Genomic DNA, 14,866 nt, shown 5'->3' on the forward strand with positions numbered 1-14,866 from the left:
TTGCGACAATGGTCGCCTGCCCGAATCGGGTAGGATTGGCGAAACTATCGGGCACGCTCGAAAAAACAAGGAAATCCCGGGTTGAAACTCAGCGATATCGCGCGGCTGGCCGGAGTGTCTGTGACCACCGCCAGCTACGTCATCAACGGCAAGGCCGAACAGCAACGCATCAGCAGCGCGACCGTCGAGCGCGTCCGCGCGGTGGTCGATCTGCACGGCTTTACCCCCAATCCCCAGGCCGCCGGACTGCGCAGCCGGCACACTCGCACACTGGGCTTTATTCTGCCGGACCTGGAAAACCCCAGTTACGCGCGCATCGCCAAGCTGCTGGAACAAGGCGCCCGGGCACGCGGCTATCAACTATTGATCGCCAGCTCCGACGATGCGCCGGACAGCGAGCGGCAACTGCTGCAACTGTTCCGCGCGCGCCGTTGCGATGCGTTGATCGTCGCCAGTTGCCTGCCGGCTGGCGACGACAGCTATCGACAATTGCAGGCCAAAGGGCTGCCGATCATCGCCATTGACCGAGTCATGGAGCCCGAACACTTTTGTTCGGTGATCAGCGATGACCGCGAAGCCAGTCTGCACCTGACGCAAAGTCTGCTCGATCCGCAACTCAAACAGATCGTCCTGCTGGGTGCGCGTCCCGAGTTGAGCATCAGCCAGGAACGTGCCGCCGGTTTCAGAGAAGCGCTGGCCGATTTCGAGGGCGAAGTGCTGGTCGAGCACGCCGAATCGTTCAGCCGCGAATGCGGCAAGCAATTGATGGAAGAACTCCTGCAACGTCTCGGGCATTTGCCTGATGCGTTGGTGACGACGTCCTACGTGCTGTTGCAGGGCGTCTTCGACGCGTTGCACGACTACCCGCTGAAATCGCGGCCGTTGCGCCTCGGCACCTTTGGTGACACCCAGTTGCTGGACTTCCTGCCGTTGCCGGTCAATGCCATGGCCCAGCAGCACCAGTTGATCGCCGACAAGGCGTTGGAACTGGCGCTGGCCGCCGTCGAGCAATCCGATTACCAACCGGGGGTGCAGGCCATTGCGCGTACCTTCAAGCAACGCATTCACCGGGACTGAACCGTGGAGCTGATCGACAGCCACACTCATCTGGATTTTCCCGACTTCGATGCCGATCGCTCGGCGCTCCTCGCCGAAAGCCGCGCCCTCGGGGTGCGGCGAATGGTGGTGCTGGGCGTTCATGAGGGGAATTGGCAGCGGGTATGGGAACTGGTGCAGAGCGATCCGGATTTGCACGCGGCTTTCGGGTTGCACCCGGTGTTTCTCGATCAGCATCGTGCGCAGGATTTGCAATTGCTCGGTGACTGGCTGACACGCCTGCGCGGGCATCGACAGTTGTGTGCAGTGGGCGAGATTGGTCTGGATTACTACATTGAAAATCTGGATCGCGAGCGGCAACAACCACTGTTCGAAGCGCAGTTGCAAATGGCGGCGGATTTCGATTTGCCGCCGCTGATCCACGTGCGCCGCAGCCATGCGGCGGTGACTGCGACGCTCAAGCGCTTCAAGCTAAAACGCCCGGGGATCATCCACGCCTTCGCCGGCAGCCGAGAGGAAGCGCGGGAATACATCAAGCTCGGTTTTAAACTCGGATTGGGTGGCGCGCCGACCTGGCCCCAAGCCCATCGCATGCACCGTGTGCTGCCCGAGCTGCCACTGGAATCCATCGTGCTGGAAACCGATTGCCCGGACATGGCCCCCGCAATGTTCCCCGGCCAGCGCAACAGCCCGGCACACTTGCCGGCGATCTGCGAAGCGTTGGCCCAACTGATGAACATCACCCCGCAGCACCTGGCCGCAACCAGCACCGCCAACACATGCGAAGTGTTTGGCTGGTAATCAGTCGGCGTGTGCCTTGGCGGCATCGAGGGTCAGCGTCAGATGCTGACGATGGCGGGCGTAACGCACCACGGCGAAATACACGAATAACGCAATCAGCGATGCGTTCAGTTGCTCGGTCACGCTGAGCAACCGATCCACTCCATCACCAACGCCACCAACAACGCGATGTCTGCAGTTAACACACATTCCTGTGGGAGCTGGCAAGCTAGGTCTCCCAGGGATTTGCGTTGAAAATCAGACGCGGAAGGCGCTGATCAGCTGTTTGAGTTCCACCACCTGGGCCGACAACGCGCGGCTGGCGTCTTCGGTCTGGTGTGCGCCTTGGGCGGTTCGCTCGCCGGCGCGGTTGATCTCGACGATGTTCTGGTCGATGTCATGGGCGACGGCGGTCTGCTGCTCGACGGCGGCGGCGATCTGCTGGTTCTGATCGACGATCATCCCTACTGCGCCAAGAATGTTTTCCAGCGCCTGCTGTACTTTTTCCGACTGCCCTACCGTGCCGTTGGCCATCTGATGACTGACGCCCATTGCTTTTACCGCCGCACCGACCCCGCCATGCAGCTTGGCGATCATCTGCTCGATTTCTTCGGTTGATTGCTGGGTGCGCTTGGCCAGCGTGCGCACTTCGTCTGCGACGACGGCAAAGCCGCGCCCCTGTTCGCCGGCACGTGCGGCTTCGATGGCGGCGTTGAGCGCCAGCAAATTGGTTTGTTCGGCGATGCTTTTGATCACTTCCAGTACGCGGCTGATCGACTGGCTGTCACTGGCCAGTTGGTTGATCACCAACACCGATTGATCGATTTCGCTGGCCAGTGCGGCGATGCTGCCCTGCTGCGATTCCACCAAACCTCGGCCACTGACGGTTTCCTGATTGACGCTATGAGCGCTGCTGACCGCCGCTGCCGCGCTGCGCGCTACTTCCTGCGAGGTCGCCGACATCTGGTTCATCGCAGTCGCCACCTGTTCGATCTGCGTGCGCTGCCCGGCTACGGCCTGGTTGCTTTGCGCGGAGACGCTCTCCACTTGCCCGGCCTGACGCTCGACCTCCCCAACGGTATAGCCGACGCGTTCGATCAGGTCGTGGATTTTCTTCACGGTGCCATTGAACACCTCGCCCAACTCGCCCAATTCATCCCGGCTGTTGGCTTTGAACGTGACCGTCATGTCGCCGGCCGCAACCTTGTCCATCATCGCGCCGAGCCGCTTGAGGGTGGTGCGGGTCGATGCGTAGAAGCCGCCGTAGAGATAGAAAATCAACACAAACACAACGGACAGCGCCAGAGCCTGCAGGATCATATGCGTGCGGTTCTGCGCCAGACGCTGTTGCAACTGGGTGTCCAGAAATTTCAGGGTCGATTCATTGAACTGGTAAGTCTGCTCCATCAGCCCGCTGACATTGTCGTAGAAACCCTGCCACGGCGTATCAAGGGTGTCGGCCATCACCACTTGTTCTTCGAAGAACTCACTCGCCTGCTTGAGGGACGCCTTGCTGCTGTCGGCCTGGAGGCTCAGGGATTCACGCGCTGCGGTGCTGGAACCGAGAGCATCGTGCAGTTTCAGTGCGTATTCGGCCTGGAGCTTTTCAATCTGCGCCAGCAACTCGTCAAAACGCGTGCTTGAAGCACTGTTGAGAAAACCTTGTCCCAGCGAGTACGAACCCATCGCCCGGCCTTCACCCAGGATTTGCGTGACCGCTGGCGTGACACTGGTGATCAGTTCGCTGAGCTGACGCATGTCGCTCTGGCTGTCGCGGGTCAGGCCGGCCTGGCTGGCGATGATCTGGCCGAATATCTGCGCATTGCCCAGCAGTTTACCGATGAGCGCACTTTTGCTTTGCAGGGAGTTTTCGGCTTGTTGCGCCTTGAACGCAGCGATCATTTCGTCGCGCTTGGCGTCGAACACGTTGATCTGCTCAGGATCGTCAGTCATCGCGGTCAACCCTTGCAAACGCGCGAGAACCGCTTGTTCAAGCGAGGTGATCTGCGCTTCGACATTGCCGGCCTTGCCGGACTGGCCCAGGGTGACGTTGATTTGAACCAGGTTATTGAGGGTTTCCAGATCCTTGCGAAGCGTCAGGCTGCTGCCCAGCAGATCGAGACTTTGCAGCTCGACGCGGGTGCCCTGAAATTCGCGATAGGAGTCGCGCACCAGATAGAAATTCGTCACCAGCATGGGCACGAGGAACAGCACGCTGATCAGGCTGAACTTCATGCCGAAGCTCAAGCGGTTCATCAGCGAGACGGCGGGATAGAGCAAGCTCTTCACTGAGAAGTCTCCCTTGGTTTTTCTTGTTTTTATTGGCAGAGGCGCAGCGAAGCAGATAGCCACTATCGAGCGCCATGTCTGTATAGCGCAAATCGGAGGGAGTATTTGTAACTTAAGGTTAACGACAATAAAACAACGTCCGCAGGAGCTCCGCAGGCTCGGGTCGCGTTCGGACGATCGTTTGATCTTGCTTCAAAATCACAATCAAAAGATCGCAGCCTCGTTTCACTCGTCAGCGCCTACAGGGGCAACGTCATTCCACGTGCAGCGGCTGCCGAAGGCTGCGATCTTTTGATTTTTTAGATCAATGAATCAGTACTGTCCACAACGCAAACCCGGCGTACCACAACACTGCCGCCCGTAGCAGCAGTTCCCACAACCGATCCAGCGTATTGATGCCTTCCGGCCCGGACACCACGGTCGGGATTTCCCCTGCTACCAGGCCGACCTTGTTGATCAATTGCGCGGCGCTGATGTGCCAGTTCAGCAGTTCATGCAGCATGACCCGGCTGACCGCGACGAAATTGCCAACGAGGGCAAAGCTCGCCGCCAGCAAGCGCACGGGTATCCAATCGAAGGCGTGACGCAGTTGCGCGGCCCGTTCGACCACAGCCGGGTTTTGCCCATGCTCTTCAGCCAGCGCCAGCAGGCGATAGCTCAGCGCGGCCACCGGGCCGAGCAGGAAATACCAGAAAATCACCGCAAAAAAACTTTGATAGGCTTGCCACAACAAATGGCCCTGAACCCGCGCCAGCAGTTGCTCGCTATTGTCGGCACAGATGCTCAGGTCACGGTTGGCAACATGCGCCGCCGCTTGAAAGTCTTCCCGACGCCAGGCGTCTCGAAACGGACCGAGGCCACCGAGCAGATCGCCTCGGCCCAAGCTGTAAATCACCACCAGCAGATGCACCGGCAAGGCCAGCAAGCCATACGCCACCGGTTCCAGCACCACCAGCAGAAAACCCAGCAGGGCGACCGGAAACAGCACCAGAATAGCCAGCACCAGCCACGGCCGTTTCGCCCAGGCACCGCTTTCCAGCTTGTGCAGTTCGCGGATCCATCCGCCGTCGCGTTGGAGTCGATGACGCAGGCCCGAGAATTTCTCGATCCACAGCGCCAGCAGTAGCACCAGAAAACTCATTGTCCTTCCTCTTTGGCCAGGGCTGCGCGATAGCGCGCCCAGTCGAACGCAGGCCCCGGATCCGTTTTGCGGCCGGGAGCAATGTCGCTGTGTCCGCAGATGCGTTCGGCGGTAATGCCGGGAAACGCGCCTTGCAACTGGCGGGTCAGCGCGGTCAACGCCTGATATTGCGCATCGGTGAACGGCAGATCATCGGTGCCTTCCAGCTCAATGCCCACGGAAAAATCGTTACAGGTTTCGCGCCCCTCGAAACATGAGACGCCGGCATGCCAGGCACGCTCTAGACAAGAGACAAACTGAGTGGTCTTGCCGTCACGCTCAATCAGAAAATGCGCGGACACCCGCAGGTCGGCGATCCCTTCAAAGTAGGGATGTTCGGCGACATCCAGTCGATTCTGGAAAAATTCCTGCACCTTGCCGGTGGCGAATTGCGCGGGCGGCAAGCTGATGTTGTGGATCACCAGCAAGGAAATTTCCCCGGAGGGGCGTTCATTGAAGTTGGGTGACGGGCAGACTTGCACCCCGTGACACCAACCGCTTGCGCGGTTCAACTGCATATCGATTCCTTCAATGCCGACTGTGTTGGCGCTCAGTATGCCGTGATCGCCCCCCGACGCGCGATCACTTGCCGCGATTCAACCGCCGCAGGTTCACCAGCACGGCATCCAGCGCGCGGTCGAAAAGCAAGGTATCTGCCAGCACTCGGGCGCTGCCTTCGCGCAATGCCAGCGCCAGTTCGACACGGTTGCGCTCCAGCACTTTCATGCCGGTGCGGTCGACAAACACATATTGGCCGGACGCTTCGATGATCGCCGCGAGTTTTGCGCGCAGGGTGTGATCTTCGTCCTCGAGGAACGCCACCCAACTGCCCGGATGCAATTGCTCGACCTGACGCCAGACCGCGTCGTCATCGGGCAAGCGCAGTGCAGCAACTGTCGCGCCGCTTTCGTCGGCCATCCGCAAGACGATCCGCTGTGACACTTCAACCATGGCAGGTGCCAGTGCCGCACTCTCCTCATCGCCGTGTTGCAGCAATTGCAGGTGCAACGCTTCCAGCTCACTGAAAAACTCACTGGTTGCGAAAGGATCGAACGCCGAGCTGCTGAGGCCATCGCGCAGGGATTTGAGCAGGCTCGGAACCAGCGACAACAATCGCACCGCCGCCTGCGGATCCTCGTGGGGCTGGGCGCTCCAGACCAATTGCTCCAGCGTCTGCACATCAGCCTGCCACTCCGCCGACTGGTCGCCATGCTTGAGACAGGTCAGCAACAGCACTTTGCTCCAGGCGTCCTGGATGAACGTCACCACGCTCGGCGGCAGCGCTTTGCCCAACAAGGACTGATTCAGCACCTGCTCGACGCGCTGACGAGCCAATTCGCTTTTCGCCCGGCCCTCTTCGGCATCCCGCAGACGCTGTTCGAGCAGTTCACTGCGCCGGCGCTCGTCACTGGTGAACGCGAGAAAATCCGCCAACAGTTCGGCAAAGATTGCCGGGTCGTCATCAAACTCCGTCAGCAAACGCTGCACCACTTGCTCGATGCGTTCATAGAGACTGTCTCGCGCATCCACATCGCACTCGCCCCAGCCCATGGCGGCATCAGCAATCTCATTGAGCAGGCGCCGAGCGGGATGGCTGTTTCGGCTGAAGAAACTTTTGTCGAGCACGGCGACTTTCAGCATCGGGATCTGTAAACGCGCGATCAATGCTTTCAGCGAATCCGGCACGGTGTGGTCATCGAGGATGCACTCGAACACCATGGCGATCAGGTTGATGACGTCTTCATCGGCGACGCCAACCACTCGGGACTTGCCGCTTCTGACGCTGACGCGGGTGAGCAATTGTTCGAGCTGATTGCGCAGGTCAAAGTCATCCGGCGCGGATAACGCTGGAACGTATTGCTGCAAATGCGACAGCAGACGTAAAAGATCACGGGAAGAAATCGGCTGGGGCGGGGCGCTCGATTCGACCGTTGGCGCGACGCTGCCGCGAACGTGAGACAGCAATTCCTGCAGCGCAGCGAAAACTTCTTGCACACCAGCCTCTGCCTCGGGTTCCTCAGCGTATTCGGGCTCATCGAGCAGGCGGGCTGACGCTTTATCACTCGGCCGACTGGCAGTTGCCGGTTTGAGTTCGGGCAATACGCCGGTGGCAATCAGTAGTTGATTAGCTTCGGCGTAAAGCTGATCGGTATCCGCCAGCACGTAACGCTCAAAAAGCTTAAGCAGGATCAGCTTGACCTTGATCTCCACGCCCAGATTGCGCCCGGCCTGTAAGAAATACTCACAAAGCATCGTCGGGCTCAATGGGTTGTGGCGCTCATCGAGCGGTCTTCCCAACAGTGCACCAAGCCGCGCGGTCAGTTGATCGAGGGCGAAGCCGTCACGGCTCTGCACTTTCTCAACCATCGCCTGCACCGCAACGCGGCGCTCCATATCGTCGTTGCGTGGCGCCGAGTGCTCAGTCGCAAGCGCCTCGGGCAACAGGTCTGGTCCGGGGTTGTTTTGAGTGAGGTCGATAAAGGCTTCAAAGAACAGCTCGAGAAAAACCCGTTCGATGCTTTTACGCTTCAAACGCAAATCACGCATGGCTTCGAAGAAAATGCTGTGGTCGACGTCATTGCGCGCCCGGTCAGACATTTCAAACAGCGTGTCGTCGGCGTTATGGAATAACGCCTGCAGGCCGTGGCGCAATTGCTGCGCGGCCTTGTCACGGACCTGAAGCAGAATCACAGGCAAGCGGGCGAGCGGCGAGTGGGTCGCCCGATCAGTAGCGACCTTGTGCAAGGGCACTACATTCCCGTCGTTGTGCATCCAAGCCTCCTGAAACGGTGATTCTTCTTCGGTTCGAACAATGGCAAACAAGTTCAAAAATATTCGTCAATGCCATGACGTCAAACGCACGGCGGATTATCTTGCAAAAGATGTATCCGGCGCCAGAGGCGTCAGGGTTTCCCTGACTTAACGGCCTTCCATACACGCAGATGGAACGACGCCGGCTCGATGCAATCGACCAAATGCACGCGAGCACTGAATACAGTGCCGTTCTCGCCTTGGGTTGGTCTGAGCCATGCCCCTATAATCCAGGCACTTTGTTTGTGGAGCCCGTTATGCCGAATTTACGTCTCGCCGATTTGACCGCCGAAATCGAAGCCAACGTGCGCCGTGCGTTGCTCGAAGACGTCGGCAGCGGCGACATCACCGCTCAATTGATTCCAGCCGAACGCCTGGCCAAAGCCACCATCATCACCCGTGACGCCGCCGTCATTAGCGGCACTGCGTGGGTCGATGCGGTGTTCCGTCAGCTGGATCCACGTGTTGCCGTGCACTGGCAAGTACGCGATGGCGAACGTGTGTCGCCCAATCAGCCGCTGTTTCATCTGGAAGGCCCCGCTCGCTCGCTGCTGACCGGCGAACGCAGTGCGCTGAACTTCTTGCAGATGCTGTCAGGCGTGGCAACTCGCGCGCAGTACCTGGCGGACTTCGTCGGCGAGACTCAGGTCAAGCTGCTCGACACTCGAAAAACCCTGCCGGGCCTGCGGCTGGCGCAGAAATACGCGGTGACCTGCGGCGGCTGCCACAACCATCGCATCGGCCTCTATGACGCCTTCCTGATCAAGGAAAACCACATCGCCGCCTGCGGGGGCATCACGCAAGCCATTGCGGCCGCGCACAAGATTGCCCCGGGCAAACCGGTGGAAATCGAAGTGGAAAGTCTGGAGGAGTTGAAGGAAGCGCTGGAGGCCGGCGCCGACATCATCATGCTCGACGAACTGAGCCTGTACGACATGCGCGAAGCCGTGCGTTTGAACGGGGGGAAGGCGAAGCTCGAGGCCAGCGGCGGAATCAACGAAAGCACGCTGTTGCCGATCGCTCAGACCGGGGTGGACTACATCTCGATTGGTGCGATGACCAAGGATGTCAAAGCGGTCGACCTGTCGATGCGTCTTAGTCTCTAAAGCAGTGGGAAGCTTAAAGCTGCAAGCTACAAGTTAACAGCGAGCTGCTTCAACTTGTGCTCGCAGCTTGTAGCCTGCAGCTGCCGTTAAACGACGAGATTATTCATCTCGCAATATTCGTCCCACTCGACGCCCAACACCTCGGCCGCTTCCTTGTGCAATTCAACGCGCTTGGCTTCGAACTCTTCAGGCGTGCTGGTGTACTTGAGGGTGAGTTCCCACGGCTGCAAACCCTGGGCTTCGGCTTCGTCTTCGAACGCCCACTGAATCTGGTCTTTCTGATCGTCGGGACTCAAGTCCTTGATCTCTTCCACCAGTTGCGGGGTCTCCAGCTTGTATTTTTCCAGCGCAGCTTCGTGCCTGGCTTCCTGAGTCAAATATTTCTCGGTCATGGCGTTCTCGCTGATCATGGGAATGGAAGATGGATCTGGATCTTCAAGGATCTCTCTGACGCGGTTTGTATCCGGCCTTCAGAACCATTCGGGATCATCTGAAAACTGCTGGGCGATGCTCATGCAGGGATCGAATATAGGATGTTTGTACGAACAATTACACGCCTCTTTACATCTATCCCACAAAAACCTGTCGTACGAATCAACCCCAGCACTGGAAAAAGGGAAGTGGTGCCCGAGACAGGAACCTAATTCGGCGATATTTTCCAATGGATACTGGGCAAATACCGCGATCCACCCCGCTAACGTACTAACCAATGTACTTTTTATGCGAGGCTGGGAGATTGGTTTAGCGCTGCGCAGTGCCCTGCGGCGGCACCGGTTTCGCTTCGATTGCGGGCCAGTATCGGCGGTAAGCGGACACCTCGGCAACATCGCCAGGCTTGAGCGTTCCACTGAAACCACCGGCACCCGGCTCCAGCGCAACAGGGTATTGCTTCTTGGCTGCGGACAGCTCGACCAATCCGGATTCGCCAACTGCCTTTCCGTTGATCTTCGCCTGATTGACGCCAATCGTCAGTCCAAATCTCAGCGTGTCACGCGCCACCTTCTGCGACATGGAAACCGATCCATCCACAGGTATCCGCTGAATACCATTTGCTGCGGTGATATCCGTCCAGTCTGCGTAATCAGTGCTGCCGTCGATTTTCTGCATCAGTGCAGAAGACGAATAATTTAATGGGCCAGCCTGAACGCCAGACATGGCAAAGCTATGTAACTTATCCAGTGCAACAACACGCGTATTAACCTCTGTCGTGTTGCCACTGAATTTATATCGAACCGTTACCTTCGCTTCGCTTCGAGATACGCCCTTACGTTTTCCCGGAAGAAACCGTAAAGGGTTCAACAGTTCATAAACTTCGACAATCTCAAGCTTGGATACCGGTTCAAACCCGGCGCCCTCTACAAGTCGCTTATCGGAGTTTACGTTCACAGACACTCTGCGAACCGATGGGTATATCTGTGAGACTTTCTGTTCGGTAAACAGGACTTTCCGTTTGCCTGACGTTGCCTTCAAGCTGCCGGCGACTGCCAACTTGAAGTCCCATGCCCTGCCGGAGCTTTGCGGCTCAGACAGGACAGTCAGCGAGTTGGGCCCATTGACTTCAACGACAGCGAAGGTGGTGCCTTCGGCATCCTTCATTGTCGTGCCCACGTCCTTGCGGGATAGACCATGGTTCGGCGCATCAAGCGACACTCCAAACAGAGCACCATGGTTCGCACCGATGAAGGTGCCATTGAATCTCAACGGGGCGATATCATCTCTTTCATCTGAAACAGCATATCCTCTGTTAAAAGGAACATCTCCGTCGCTTGATACGATTCGGGCGCCTGCAAAATTTACTACCTGATTTCCTTCCTTGGTTTTCTTGCCCAAGTCCATCTTGCGAATCAGGTACCTGTTAATGCCAAAGTCCGATCGTATATAAACAGATCCGCCAGAAATCGAAGCGTCAGTCCTTTCGTTCGCGCAAGCAAATGAAGCGAGCACCAATATCCCTACAGCCGTGAGTACCCGCTTCATACGCCCCTTCGAATTAGAACCAACTGAAATCGTGGCGGATAGTGTACTACGCGTGATTCGGTTGTCGATTATGGCCAGGAGTAGGACTGGCGATACGGCAGAGCCACGTTGAGCTGGCAAGCATTCGGCGCCGCGCTGGATTCAGGATTCGGACGATAGATAACCGCCCCGGAACCTGACACCGTGAACAAGCCGAATTTACCAGTCGCGTCCGGATTGGAAGCGAAGTTGAAACCATTGATGGGCGGGAAGTCTGCCGGAGGAATGGTTCCAATCGTTGTCACCGCTGCGGGTACCGTGGCCGTGTCCATTACCACTTCGATCTGGTTGTCGCGAATCCGATACGCGCACATCTGCCCGGCCACGTTGAGCCGGTTTTTCAGACCACTCGCACTGATGTCCAGCGACTTCCAAATTGGATCGTCGAGGATCGCCTGTTTTTTCGACGTGCAGACCAGACCAAGCCGCTGCGCCAGCGTTTCTGCTACCAGGCGATGGCCGACTTCTTCAGGGTGAACGCCCGACGACAGGTTGCGGCTTACGCGCTCAGCCTCGGTGTACTGCACACCGCTCACCGTCCATAGCTGCTCAACATCAATGAAGATCGAGTTCGGTATAGCGGCGGCGCCGCGCCGCAGTGAAGCGCGTAAGCCATGGCTATAAGGCTGGCCGAACAGGAAGTCGATGAACACGACTCGGGTTCGATTGGTCGCTGCCGCCGCAATGATCCAGTCGATACGCTGATCGAACGCGATCTGTGCGGCTGCGTCGTAACCGGTGACGTCGTTGGTGCCCAGCGCCCAGATAAAGGCATAGCAGCCGGCGGTTGTCTTATCGATTACATCCTGGCTCACGTATCGACCGGATCGACCATCACGGCTGAAGTTGTGCACGCGGAACGTGTTCCCCGTTGAATCGTTGGTGAAGTTCAGGCCGGTCAGTCGAATAAAGGTCAGGGCCGTGGCCCGACCGATGAAGCCATAAATCCCGGCGCCGGCGTTGTCCTTGTAAACGATGTAATACGTCGCACCAGGCACGGCCGGCCAAACGATGGTTGCGGATGCGGTGTCTGGAAACACGGTAACGGCGTTGGACGTAACCGGAATCGACTCATCAATGCTGTTGCCATCGTCCAGCACAGCGGTGATCTGATAGCGCCACACCTGCGTGTTGGTGCCGGTGCCAGCAGTGGGTGTTGCTGTTGCCGAGGCTGGGGGCAAGATGCGAGGCGCAAGGTTGATTTCGGCCGAAAGCCAGTTGTCATGGGCCAGCCGGCCAAGATCGCGAGGCTTGTACGACGGATGGGCAAACGTCATCAGGTCGGCTGACTGTGTGTAGTTCAACTGCTTTAGGTCGTACTGGGTGTAAGGCATGTTGATCTGGTAGGGAAAACCCTCGAAGGGGCCGCTACTGAACAGCACTTGGCCGCCGTCCTTGATCACCCGCATCAGTTGATCGCCGAACTGCAGGATGTAGGTCTGCTCGTCGTTGAACTGAAAAGGGATCAGTCGATTGAGCTTGGTCGAGTCAGCGACCTCACAAATCATCCTGGTGCCCGGGCGATTCCTCACCCCGCCGTAAGGCATGACCATGAAGTTTCGGCACAGCTTGAGGCCTGTGTAATAGCGGGCGATATCGGTACGGGCGCTTGCAGATGGCGACAGTTCGCCGGCGGCAAACGTTGGCTGCAAAATGCTGGTCATTGGCGCACCGACACGAACTCGGACTCTGGCTCCGGATCGTCCTGCGACTCATTGAGGGCGGAGGCTTGCGCAACGGTCAGCGATTCCCTGTAACCCTGCTTGCAGTACTGCTGTAGTTCCGTCGTGGAACTCATTGGCAGCGCCAGCTCCATGCCGAGGCGCCACGCCAAAGCATCCGAAAACAAGGCGTCAAAGAACGTTGAGTCCTCGACCTTGAAGGTAAACCGCACCGATGCCTCTGGCCGGTCTGTATGGATCACCCGACCGCCAGCGTCATAACCGATCCTGAAAGGGATCTGCAACTCGCTGGTGATTGGGCGGCGCTGGCCAGGCTCGACGATTTCCAGAACCTTGAGGCAGTCAGCCGGATACCGATACCGGTACGCCCAGCCAGGTGCGGGACTGCCGATATCGGCAAGTGCCACAACGGATTCAGCGAACGGCCAAGGGAAGTCGGTCAGCACCAGCTCGCGCATCGGTTTGTAGAACACGCTGCACAGTTCGGCCGCTTTGCTCTTTTCAGTAAACGAAACGATGGGCTGTACGAGACCGACGACGGCGAGACAGCAACCTGCCGTGTGAAGCGTGTCGGCGAAGAAGAGCAGTTCCGCACGTTCAGCATGACTGACGCGGGTCAGGCCGGGCTCAAAGGCAAGCAAGGCCCATGGGCTCAGTACCCAAAACGCATGCGTCAGATGCGCGCCCGATCCTTCGCACTGCGGGACGTTTTCCCGGACGTGCTGCGCGGCATGCCGATGGCCGAAGAAGTCCAGGACATCCCAACCGAACGCGAGGTTAACCAGCCTCGCAAAGCTGAAGAGCCAAAGGTCTTGCCGCCCTACCCGGACAGCAAGCTCGACGAGAGCGCGGAGAAGTGGCGCGGGATGATCGCGCAGCAGCGCACCAACCCTGAACACATCATCACCAACATCTGCAGCAAGTACACCATCACAGACGAGCAAAAAGACCGCATCAACGGCCTGGTTGCCATTGAAGGAGAAGCCACCCATGCAAGTGCATAACGTCCAGCAAGGCACGCCCGAGTGGCATGCCCTTCGCGCCAACTACTTCACTGCTTCGGAAGCGCCAGCAATGATGGGCGAATCGAAGTATCAAACCCGCACCGACCTGCTGACGGTGAAGAAGACCGGCATCGTTGATGAGGTGGGCCCAGCGCAGCAGGCCATTTTTGACCGTGGCCACGCGACTGAGGAACTGGCCCGGCCATTGGTCGAAGCCATGCTTGGCGAAGAGCTTTATCCCATCGTCGGCACCAGCGGCAACCTGCTCGCGTCCATGGACGGGGCCACGATGCTGGGCGACACGCTGTTCGAGCACAAGCTGTGGAACGTGAACGTGGCCGCCCAGGTACGAGCTGGCAGTCTGGATCCGCACTACTACTGGCAGCTTGAGCAGCAACTGCTGGTTAGCGGTGCGGAAAAGGTGATTTTCGTTTGCTCCGATGGCACCGCCGATAACTTCGTGCACATGGAATACCTGCCTGTGCCGGGCCGCGCCGAACTGTTGATCGAGGGCTGGAAACAGTTCGAGGAAGAACTTGGCAGTTTTGTGCCGCAGGAAGCGAAGGTTGAAGTCATCGGTTCCGCACCGGATCAGCTCCCGGCGCTGCGCATCGAAGTCACCGGCATGGTCACCGCCAGCAACCTGGACGCCTTCAAGTCCCACGCGATGACCGTTTTCAGCAACATCAACACCACGCTGGCGGATGACCAGGACTTCGCCGACGCAGAGAAGACGGTGAAATGGTGCGGCGACGTAGAGGATCGGCTGAAGGCTGCGAAAGAACATGCACTGAGCCAGACCGAAAGCATCAGATCCTTTTCCAGATAGAACCGGGATTGATAGGCCGCCCCTTTCTTCGCCTCCACCAGGCGCGGAACCTTGAAGGCGTGCCATTCGTTGGCGACCACCTCAAAGGTTTTGATGGCGTTGCCGGCGGCGGT

General features: G+C 58.3%; 13 protein-coding genes and 2 pseudogenes. 5 read left to right on the top strand and 10 right to left on the bottom strand.

From position 1 onward, the window contains the following. Nucleotides 1–81 precede the first annotated feature (81 nt). Both cra and GIW69_RS01265 read left to right on the top strand, forming a co-directional pair. Nucleotides 82–1,077: a catabolite repressor/activator gene (cra, locus tag GIW69_RS01260; RefSeq protein ID WP_236480334.1), complete on the top strand. Its 996-nt coding sequence runs from the start codon at nucleotides 82–84 to the stop codon at nucleotides 1,075–1,077. 3 nt (nucleotides 1,078–1,080) lie between these two features. Continuing rightward, nucleotides 1,081–1,857, top strand: coding sequence for a TatD family hydrolase (locus tag GIW69_RS01265; RefSeq protein WP_236480335.1), 777 nt, complete (start codon nucleotides 1,081–1,083; stop codon nucleotides 1,855–1,857). Here the strand turns inward: GIW69_RS01265 and GIW69_RS26195 are convergent, their stop codons facing one another. From GIW69_RS26195 to GIW69_RS01285, 6 genes and pseudogenes are all read right to left on the bottom strand, one after another. Next, on the bottom strand, nucleotides 1,858–1,989 hold the full coding sequence (locus tag GIW69_RS26195) for a hypothetical protein (RefSeq protein WP_268945539.1): 132 nt from the start codon (nucleotides 1,987–1,989) through the stop codon (nucleotides 1,858–1,860). Nucleotides 1,990–2,094: 105 nt separating this feature from the next. Further along, nucleotides 2,095–3,024, bottom strand: coding sequence for a methyl-accepting chemotaxis protein (locus tag GIW69_RS26265; protein ID WP_496570882.1), 930 nt, complete (start codon nucleotides 3,022–3,024; stop codon nucleotides 2,095–2,097). After that, nucleotides 3,001–4,092 (bottom strand): annotated as a pseudogene (locus GIW69_RS26270) (methyl-accepting chemotaxis protein); the annotation flags it as partial. The pseudogene GIW69_RS26270 and the gene GIW69_RS26265, both read right to left, overlap by 24 nt. A 337-nt stretch (nucleotides 4,093–4,429) precedes the next feature. Beyond that, nucleotides 4,430–5,266 (bottom strand): regulatory signaling modulator protein AmpE, encoded by an 837-nt coding sequence (gene ampE, locus GIW69_RS01275; protein WP_236480337.1) that lies wholly within the window; start codon nucleotides 5,264–5,266, stop codon nucleotides 4,430–4,432. Further along, the gene (gene ampD, locus GIW69_RS01280) at nucleotides 5,263–5,823 is read right to left on the bottom strand and encodes a 1,6-anhydro-N-acetylmuramyl-L-alanine amidase AmpD (protein WP_236480338.1); all 561 of its coding nucleotides are present in this window, start codon (nucleotides 5,821–5,823) and stop codon (nucleotides 5,263–5,265) included. Before ampD ends, ampE begins: the two co-directional genes overlap by 4 nt. Before the next feature lie 64 nt (nucleotides 5,824–5,887). Continuing rightward, a complete protein-coding gene (locus tag GIW69_RS01285) occupies nucleotides 5,888–8,077 on the bottom strand; it encodes a DUF1631 domain-containing protein (RefSeq protein WP_236480339.1) in 2,190 nt (729 codons plus the stop codon). 296 nt (nucleotides 8,078–8,373) lie between these two features. Between GIW69_RS01285 and nadC the strand changes: the two genes are divergently transcribed. Further along, nucleotides 8,374–9,222, top strand: a complete 849-nt coding sequence (nadC, locus tag GIW69_RS01290) for a carboxylating nicotinate-nucleotide diphosphorylase (protein ID WP_236480340.1) — start codon at nucleotides 8,374–8,376, stop codon at nucleotides 9,220–9,222. An 86-nt stretch (nucleotides 9,223–9,308) separates the two neighbouring features. Here the strand turns inward: nadC and GIW69_RS01295 are convergent, their stop codons facing one another. The 4 genes from GIW69_RS01295 to GIW69_RS01310 form a co-directional block, all read right to left on the bottom strand. Continuing rightward, complete coding sequence (locus tag GIW69_RS01295; RefSeq protein WP_236480341.1) at nucleotides 9,309–9,614, bottom strand: DUF6388 family protein; 306 nt, start codon at nucleotides 9,612–9,614, stop codon at nucleotides 9,309–9,311. A gap of 349 nt (nucleotides 9,615–9,963) precedes the next feature. Further along, on the bottom strand, nucleotides 9,964–11,199 hold the full coding sequence (locus tag GIW69_RS01300) for a hypothetical protein (protein WP_236480342.1): 1,236 nt from the start codon (nucleotides 11,197–11,199) through the stop codon (nucleotides 9,964–9,966). A gap of 68 nt (nucleotides 11,200–11,267) precedes the next feature. Next, nucleotides 11,268–12,902, bottom strand: a complete 1,635-nt coding sequence (locus GIW69_RS01305) for a phage tail protein (RefSeq protein WP_236480343.1) — start codon at nucleotides 12,900–12,902, stop codon at nucleotides 11,268–11,270. Further along, nucleotides 12,899–13,561 carry a phage connector family protein gene (locus GIW69_RS01310; RefSeq protein WP_236480411.1) on the bottom strand — a complete coding sequence of 221 codons (663 nt, stop codon included), beginning with the start codon at nucleotides 13,559–13,561 and terminating at the stop codon, nucleotides 12,899–12,901. Before GIW69_RS01310 ends, GIW69_RS01305 begins: the two co-directional genes overlap by 4 nt. Between GIW69_RS01310 and GIW69_RS01315 the strand changes: the two genes are divergently transcribed. Both GIW69_RS01315 and GIW69_RS01320 read left to right on the top strand, forming a co-directional pair. Further along, nucleotides 13,481–13,924, top strand: coding sequence for a recombinase family protein (locus GIW69_RS01315; protein ID WP_236480408.1), 444 nt, complete (start codon nucleotides 13,481–13,483; stop codon nucleotides 13,922–13,924). The two genes, GIW69_RS01310 and GIW69_RS01315, sit on opposite strands and share 81 nt — an antisense overlap. Further along, nucleotides 13,911–14,735, top strand: a pseudogene (locus GIW69_RS01320) (YqaJ viral recombinase family protein); the annotation flags it as partial. The gene GIW69_RS01315 and the pseudogene GIW69_RS01320, both read left to right, overlap by 14 nt. Nucleotides 14,736–14,866: the final 131 nt, after the last annotated feature.

The sequence above is a fragment of the Pseudomonas syringae genome, from assembly GCF_021605415.1.
Classification (GTDB): Bacteria; Pseudomonadota; Gammaproteobacteria; order Pseudomonadales; family Pseudomonadaceae; genus Aquipseudomonas; species Aquipseudomonas syringae_S.